The sequence below is a fragment of the Acinetobacter lactucae genome, from assembly GCF_013344765.1.
GTDB classification, from domain to species: Bacteria; Pseudomonadota; Gammaproteobacteria; order Pseudomonadales; family Moraxellaceae; genus Acinetobacter; species Acinetobacter lactucae_A.
On sequence record NZ_JABVBF010000167.1, the window covers coordinates 1 to 7,588 of the forward strand.

Consider the following 7,588-nt stretch of genomic DNA (forward strand, 5'->3'; position numbering starts at 1 on the left):
GTTTTCAGTCAAGTAACGCTTACGGATACGGATTGATTTAGGTGTTACTTCAACTAATTCGTCATCTTCAATGAATTCAAGCGCTTGTTCAAGCGTATATTCAATTGCAGGTACTAAAGTTAAAGCATCATCTGTACCAGACGCACGAACGTTAGTTAATTGTTTCGCTTTAGTCGGGTTTACAACCATATCGTCTGAACGAGAGTTAATACCCACGATCATACCTTCGTAAACTTCTAACTGTGGTTTAGCGAACAAACGACCACGGTCTTGTAAACTGAACAATGCATAGCCCAAGCAAGTACCTTGAACCATAGAGATCAATACACCGTTTTGACGTTTCGCAACAGAACCTTGTTTAACAGGACCATAATGCGAGAAGCTTGAAGTCATGATCCCTGTACCAGAAGTCATGGTCAAGAATTCAGAACGGAAACCGATCAAACCACGTGAAGGTACAGTTGCTTCAATACGGATACGGCCTTTACCGTCAACTTCCATATTGGTCATCTCGCCTTTACGGTGACCCATTTGTTCCATTACAGCACCTTGATGCTGTTCTTCAACGTCAAACGTTACGTTTTCGTAAGGCTCTTGTCTTTCACCATCAATTTCTTTGATGATTACTTGTGGACGAGATACGCCCATTTCAAAGCCTTCACGACGCATATTTTCAATTAAAACTGAAAGATGAAGTTCACCACGGCCAGATACTTTGAAACGGTCTGGACTGTCAGTGTCTTCAACACGTAAAGCTACGTTATGAATTAATTCGCGATCAAGACGTTCACGGATATTACGTGAGGTTACGAATTTACCTTCTTTACCAGCAAACGGAGAGTTGTTTACTTGGAATGTCATAGATACTGTAGGTTCATCTACAGATAATGCTGGTAATGCTTCAACATTTTTCGGATCACAAATCGTGTCAGAAATGTTAAGTGCATCGATACCAGTAATACATACGATATCACCAGCAGATGCTGATTCAACATCAATACGCTCTAAACCATGGTAACCCATGATTTTTAAGATACGGCCGTTACGTGTATTGCCTTCTTTGTCAATTACAGTAACAGGTGTATTTAATTTTACTGAACCACGCTGAATACGACCAACACCGATAACACCTACGAAGCTGTTATAGTCAAGTGATGAAATCTGCATTTGGAATGGACCATCAACATCAACTGCTGGTGGTTCAACGATGTCTACAATCGTTTCAAACAACGGAGTCATGTCTTCTGCAAGTTCTTCTGGAGCAGGACCCGCTACACCACGTAAACCTGATGCATAAACGATTGGGAAATCTAATTGCTCATCAGTTGCGCCAAGGTTATCAAATAGATCAAATACTTGATCAATAACCCAATCTGGACGTGCACTTGGTTTGTCAACTTTGTTGATAATAACAATTGGTTTTAAACCACGAGCAAAGGCTTTTTGTGTCACAAAACGAGTTTGTGGCATTGGGCCTTCTTGTGAGTCAACTAAAAGTAATACGCAGTCAACCATCGACATAACACGTTCTACTTCACCACCGAAGTCGGCGTGTCCCGGGGTATCCACGATGTTGATACGGTAAGTTGTATCAGTACGTTTATCTAACCAAGTAATAGAAGTGTTCTTTGCAAGAATGGTAATACCACGTTCACTTTCAAGCGCATTTGAGTCCATGACACGCTCAATCTCGCCTGCTCGGTCACCGAGAGCACCTGATTGCTGAAGTAGTTTATCGACAAGTGTGGTTTTCCCGTGGTCGACGTGCGCAATAATTGCGATATTACGGAGATTTTTGATATCTGACATGAAAATTCGAAACGCCTGAAATTTGAGGGCAAATTATACAGAAAAACACTACTCTTGAGTAGTGACAGTTTATTGACATTGACAAAAAAAATTTCCAATAGCCTGTATTTCGTTTTGTAAAGATAGGTATCTCGATTAGAATAGCGCCAATTTGCAAAATTGCGGCGGACCTACACCCATGTCCAATCAACACTCTCAAGACCATCTTGACCTTGTTTATGGCTTAGATGATCGACCAAAACCTCTGATCGCTTTTTTAGCAGCTTTCCAGCATTTGCTTGCGATTATTGTACCAATTGTTACACCAGGGCTTTTAATTTGTTTAGCTTTGGGTGTGTCACGCACCGAAACTAACATGATTTTATCGATGTCTTTGGTAATTTCGGGTATTGCTACATTTCTACAATGTAAAAAAGTTGGTCCGTTTGGTGCAGGTCTTCTGATTGTACAAGGCACAAGCTTTAACTTTATTGGTCCTATTATTGGTATTGGTAGTGCAATGGTTGCCGCAGGAACGCCTGTAAACCAAGCTATGGCTGCAATTTTTGGTGTAGTCATTGCTGGTTCCTTTATTGAAATGGGTGTTTCGCAAATTCTTCCATGGGTAAAAAGATTAATTACTCCTTTGGTGACTGGCATTGTTGTTTTATTAATTGGCTTAACGCTTATTAAGGAAGGCTTGATTAGTATGGGTGGTGGCTACCAAGCCATGCAAGACCATACTTTTGCAAGTGCAGACAACCTTATTATGTCATGTACCGTCCTTGCTATTATTATTGTACTAAACCGCATTCGAGTGGTTTGGATTAAAAGCTCAGCAATTTTAATTGCTTTAGTGATTGGTTATATTCTTGCAGGATTTATGGGTTACCTAGATTTCTCAGGTATTAAAGATGCGCCCCTTGTACAAATACCAACACCAATGCATTTTGGTTTAAGCTTTTCTTGGGGCTTATTTATTCCAATGGCATTCATTTATTTAGTGACCTCTTTAGAAGCCATTGGTGATGTGACAGCAACCAGTAAACTTTCTAACCAACCTGTTAATGGTCCTGAATGGATGAAACGCATTAAAGGTGGTGTATTAGTAAATGGTGCAAACTCTTTACTCGCAGGCTTATTTAACACTTTCCCAAGTTCTGTTTTCGCTCAAAATAATGGTGTAATCCAACTCACTGGGGTTGCAAGTCGTTATGTAGGTATCTGGATTGCTGCTTTACTTATTTTATTAGGTTTATTTCCAGCAGTAGCTGGTGTAATACAAGCAGTTCCTCAAGCGGTTTTAGGCGGTGCTGTGATGGTAATGTTCGGTGCCGTAGCTGCATCAGGTATTAACATCCTCTCATCGATACATTTAGATCGCCGAGCACTTTTAATTATCGCAATTTCACTTGCATTAGGTTTGGGTGTGGCTCAAGTTCCCCAAATTTTAGAACACCTACCAGAATTGTTTAAAAATATTTTTAGCTCTGGCGTAGCAACAGGCGGTATAGCAGCATTAATTTTAAATGTTGTACTCCCTGAAACCCATAAATAACTATTTTTTAATTTTGATTATTGCCCAGTCTACGCTGGGCATTCTTCTTCATGAGAGATGTACATGGATCCTAGAAGTGAAGTGGTATTAAGACAGCAAGACTACTTAAAAGGTAGAATCTTGTTCATTAATGCACCGAATGATGCCCTAGTCAGTCAATTACCCACTGAGATTGACGCGTCAGTCTGGACATGGAACCATGCTGACTATCAAGGCTTTGTAAATAATGGAAAGAATGCACATTTCTCAGTTGAGTTTCCATTACAAGAATTTGATCAAGCTGTTATTTTCGTACCCAAATCTAAAGAACTGTTAAATTACATACTACATGTAGTGATGAGCAATCTTAAAACTGATCAGTCTGTTCTTTTAGTAGGTGAAAAAAAAGGTGGTGTTGAACGCGCTGCCAAACAATTACAAAGCTTCGGCAAAGTACTTAAACTCGATAGTGCACGCCACTGTCAGCTATGGCACTTAAAGATTGAGAAAACAGAGCAAATTAAACCTCTCGAAAGTTGGCTTAAAACTTACACTGTTCATGTTAATGAACAAGAGCTTACGATTTGTGCCCTTCCTGGTGTTTTTAGTCAAAATCATCTAGATGTCGGAACTGCTGTTTTACTCCCTTATCTTAATCAGGTGAAATCAGGTAGAATTGCCGACTTCGGGTGTGGTGCTGGAATTATCAGTTGCTATTTGGCAAAAATAAATTCAAGTAATATTATTCATGCCCTAGATATTGATGCTTTCGCTTTACGGTCAACGGAAATGACTTTTAGTCGAAATGGAATAGGTTCAGACCAGTTGAGATTGCAGCCCGTTACAGGTATTGCAGACGCTCCAACAGAACTCGATGCCATTGTCAGTAATCCCCCTTTCCATCAGGGTATTCATACCAACTATGATGCAAGTGAAGGACTCTGCCAAAACGCTAAAAAACATTTAAAGGCATCCGGTGAGCTATGGATTGTAGCAAACCGTTTTTTAAACTATCCGATCTTAATTGAGAAGCACTTTGGTCAGTGCCAGATTAAAACTGATCATCAAGGCTTTAAGGTGTTATATGCCTGTGCATAACAAACTATGTAAGGAATCTCCATGAGCGAAACACATGCTCCTGAAAAACTCCAGCGTAAGCTTGGGGCTCGTCATCTGAATATGATCGCCATTGGTGGTTCCATTGGTACAGGCCTCTTCCTTGCTTCTGGATCAACCATTGCAAATGCTGGCCCCGGTGGAGCGCTACTCGCCTATTCACTCATTGGCATTATGATTTACTTCTTAATGACCAGCTTAGGTGAGCTTGCAACTCATACACCAACATCCGGTGCCTTTTTTACTTATGGCAGTCGTTACGTCGAAGAAGGCTTTGGCTTCGCTCTAGGCTGGAACTATTGGTACAACTGGGCAATCACGGTCGCATTCGAACTTGTTGCGGTTCAGTTTATTATGAAGTTCTGGTTCCCTGATATTCCAGGGTTCTATTGGAGTGCCCTATTCCTTATGGTTATCTTTATGATCAATGCCATGACAGTAAAGGGATTTGGGGAAAGCGAATTCTGGTTTTCGATGGTCAAAGTAATTGCGATTGTTGCATTTATTATTATTGGCTTAGCTATGATCATCAAGATCATGCTAACTCCGGGTGTGGCAACTTTCGGGAACTGGACCTACAAAGAGGCACCTTTTGTTGGCGGATTACAAGCCATGATTGGTGTAGCAATGATTGCCGGATTCTCTTTCCAAGGGACTGAAATGGTTGGAGTTGCTGCGGGCGAATCAAAAGATCCAAAGAAGACCATTCCTCTTGCAATCAAACAAATTTTCTGGCGAATCTTATTATTCTATATCCTATGTATTTTCATTATCGGCACTCTGATTGCCTATGATGATCCGAATTTACTGCAAGCAGCTGCCACTGAAGATATCGCACTATCTCCATTTACATTACTCTATGAAAGAGTAGGTTTTGCTTTTGCTGCGGGTTTAATGAATGCCGTCATTCTTACTGCTATTTTGTCAGCAGGTAATTCAGGCATGTATTCTTCAACTCGTATGTTATTTAAAATGGCTCAAGAAGGCAGTGCACCAAAGTGGTTTGCAAAACTCGATGGTCGTGGCGTTCCAATGAATGCGTTATATGCCACAACACTGATTGCCGCGTTTTGTTTCTTGACGACATTTATTGGAGAAAAGCAAGTATTTAACTGGCTACTCAATATGTCTGGTATGTGTGGTTTTATTGTTTGGTTAGGAATTGCGATTTCACACTATCGTTTCCGTAAAGGATATATTGCTCAAGGCTATAAATTAGAAGATTTAGCATATCGCGCCAAATTTTTCCCATTTGCACCTTGGTTTGCATTTATTCTCTGCTCAATCATTATCTTAGGACAAAACTATCAAGCCATTTTAGGTGGCAAAATTGATTGGTTAGGCTTACTTTCAACCTATATTAGCTTGCCATTGTTCTTGATTATTTGGCTAGGCTATAAGTGGAAAAATAAAACCAAATTGATCTCTTATGATCAAATGAACGTTAAACCTGAGCAAGACTAAAACGGGTCATTAAAGTAAATCAAAGATCAAAAGCTTGATCTTTGATTTAAAAAGCGTAAAATGCCGTTCAGATTTTCAACGGCACTTTTAAATAAGGAGGACATCATGCCATTAGTACAAGGTAAAACAGATTAAATAATTTGGCACGATGTCAGCTCACGGACAAGTGTACAAATTCATACCACTTGTCCGAATGCTTAAATTTAGAACCTAGCATTCGCTAGGTTTTTTTATGCCTGCTCGGACAAAAATAAGAGAAAAATTATGGGCATACAAAAAATATTAAACAAGGAGGCACTCTACGGTGTCCCTGTTAAAATCTTCACTCAAGACATCGATAGTGAAAGTATTGAACAACTCAAAAAAATGGCTCAACTGCAATTTATATATTCACATATTGCTGTTATGCCAGATGTTCACGTAGGAAAAGGCGCGACTGTAGGTAGTGTTATTCCAACTAAACACGCCATTATTCCAGCTGCTGTAGGAGTTGACATTGGATGTGGAATGAATGCAATTCGCTTGAGCTTAAAGGCTTCACAATTGCCTGATAACTTAAGTCGTTTACGTGATGCAATTGAACGCAAAGTACCAGTTGGCTTTGCTTTGCATAAACAAGTCAAAGCGAAGGCTTCTAGCATTATTCCACTTGAAAAACGCTTAGAGCCAATTATCAAAAAGCATCCAGGCCTTGTTCGAATGCTTCGACAATTTGATGCAACATGGCAAAAGCAACTTGGTACTTTAGGTGGTGGTAATCACTTTATCGAGTTATGTATTGATGAGAATCAAGATGTATGGGTAATGCTACATTCTGGTAGCAGAGGACTTGGCAATGTTATTGGTACTTACTTTATTGAGTTAGCCAAAAAAGAAGCTCAGCATCGCTTTGGTCATGTTCCTGATAAAGACTTAAGTTATTTTGCCGAAGGCTCAAACAGTTTTGATGATTATGTCGAAGCCGTAGAGTGGGCACAAGAATATGCTTTTGAAAATCGCAAAGAGATGATGCGATTAATTTTAGAAGCGATCCGCCCTCTTCTACCTTCTTTTCAAATGACAAAAGAAGCGATCAATTGTCACCATAACTATGTGAGCCAAGAAACACATTTTGGTGAAAATTTATTGATTACCCGAAAAGGTGCAATTCGTGCTGGTTTAGATGAATTAGGCATTATCCCAGGTTCAATGGGAGCAAGATCTTATATCGTCAGAGGTAAAGCAAATCCTGAGTCATTTTGTTCTTGTTCTCATGGTGCAGGTCGCAAGATGAGCCGAAGCAAAGCAAAAATTCTTTTTAATCAGCAAGATCTTATCGAACAAACCCAAGGTATTGAATGCCGTAAAGACAGTGGCGTTGTCGATGAAATCCCTAGCGCTTATAAAGACATTGATGAAGTCATGGCAAATCAGTCAGATCTCATCGAAGTCGTCCATACTCTGAAACAAGTTTTATGTATTAAAGGTTAAAGTATGAAAATTAAAGAAATGCCAAAGATCAAAGTCCGTAATCAAGTAGCTCTATCTCCTTTACTTCACAAAGGTGGGATGCACGAAACGGAAAAACCTCGTGCCCAACATCGTAAAAATAGGAAAGAAACTAAACAGCAATTGAAAAAAGGGGTTTGGTGAAATTACCAATCAACAAAACTATATGAAATGCCATCCTTGGAGATATAGAAA

General features: G+C 39.7%; 6 protein-coding genes. 5 read left to right on the top strand and 1 reads right to left on the bottom strand.

Annotation, left to right across the window (positions count from 1 at the left end):
* Positions 1-1,809: translational GTPase TypA (gene typA, locus HUN22_RS14135; RefSeq protein ID WP_174730553.1), on the bottom strand; the 1,809-nt coding region annotated here is incomplete at its 3' end.
* Between the two features lie 178 nt (positions 1,810-1,987).
* On the opposite strand from typA, the gene HUN22_RS14140 reads away from it, so the two are divergent.
* From HUN22_RS14140 to HUN22_RS14160, 5 genes are all read left to right on the top strand, one after another.
* The gene (locus HUN22_RS14140) at positions 1,988-3,346 is read left to right on the top strand and encodes a uracil-xanthine permease family protein (RefSeq protein ID WP_174730556.1); all 1,359 of its coding nucleotides are present in this window, start codon (positions 1,988-1,990) and stop codon (positions 3,344-3,346) included.
* A gap of 63 nt (positions 3,347-3,409) precedes the next feature.
* Entirely contained in the window at positions 3,410-4,423 is a 1,014-nt protein-coding gene (locus tag HUN22_RS14145) for a methyltransferase (protein ID WP_174730559.1), read from the top strand.
* 21 nt (positions 4,424-4,444) lie between these two features.
* Positions 4,445-5,905: an amino acid permease gene (locus HUN22_RS14150; RefSeq protein WP_174730562.1), complete on the top strand. Its 1,461-nt coding sequence runs from the start codon at positions 4,445-4,447 to the stop codon at positions 5,903-5,905.
* A gap of 264 nt (positions 5,906-6,169) precedes the next feature.
* On the top strand, positions 6,170-7,375 hold the full coding sequence (locus HUN22_RS14155; RefSeq protein WP_174730565.1) for an RtcB family protein: 1,206 nt from the start codon (positions 6,170-6,172) through the stop codon (positions 7,373-7,375).
* Between the two features lie 3 nt (positions 7,376-7,378).
* Complete coding sequence (locus HUN22_RS14160; RefSeq protein ID WP_174730567.1) at positions 7,379-7,537, top strand: hypothetical protein; 159 nt, start codon at positions 7,379-7,381, stop codon at positions 7,535-7,537.
* Positions 7,538-7,588 lie beyond the last annotated feature (51 nt).

Excerpts from the sequence above, each read along its gene's own strand:
- HUN22_RS14160 (WP_174730567.1), top strand. The coding sequence starts at position 7,379 with ATGAAAATTAAAGAAATGCCAAAGATCAAAGTCCGTAATCAAGTAGCT.
- HUN22_RS14145 (WP_174730559.1), top strand. The coding sequence starts at position 3,410 with ATGGATCCTAGAAGTGAAGTGGTATTAAGACAGCAAGACTACTTAAAA.
- HUN22_RS14140 (WP_174730556.1), top strand. The coding sequence starts at position 1,988 with ATGTCCAATCAACACTCTCAAGACCATCTTGACCTTGTTTATGGCTTA.
- HUN22_RS14150 (WP_174730562.1), top strand. The coding sequence starts at position 4,445 with ATGAGCGAAACACATGCTCCTGAAAAACTCCAGCGTAAGCTTGGGGCT.
- HUN22_RS14155 (WP_174730565.1), top strand. The coding sequence starts at position 6,170 with ATGGGCATACAAAAAATATTAAACAAGGAGGCACTCTACGGTGTCCCT.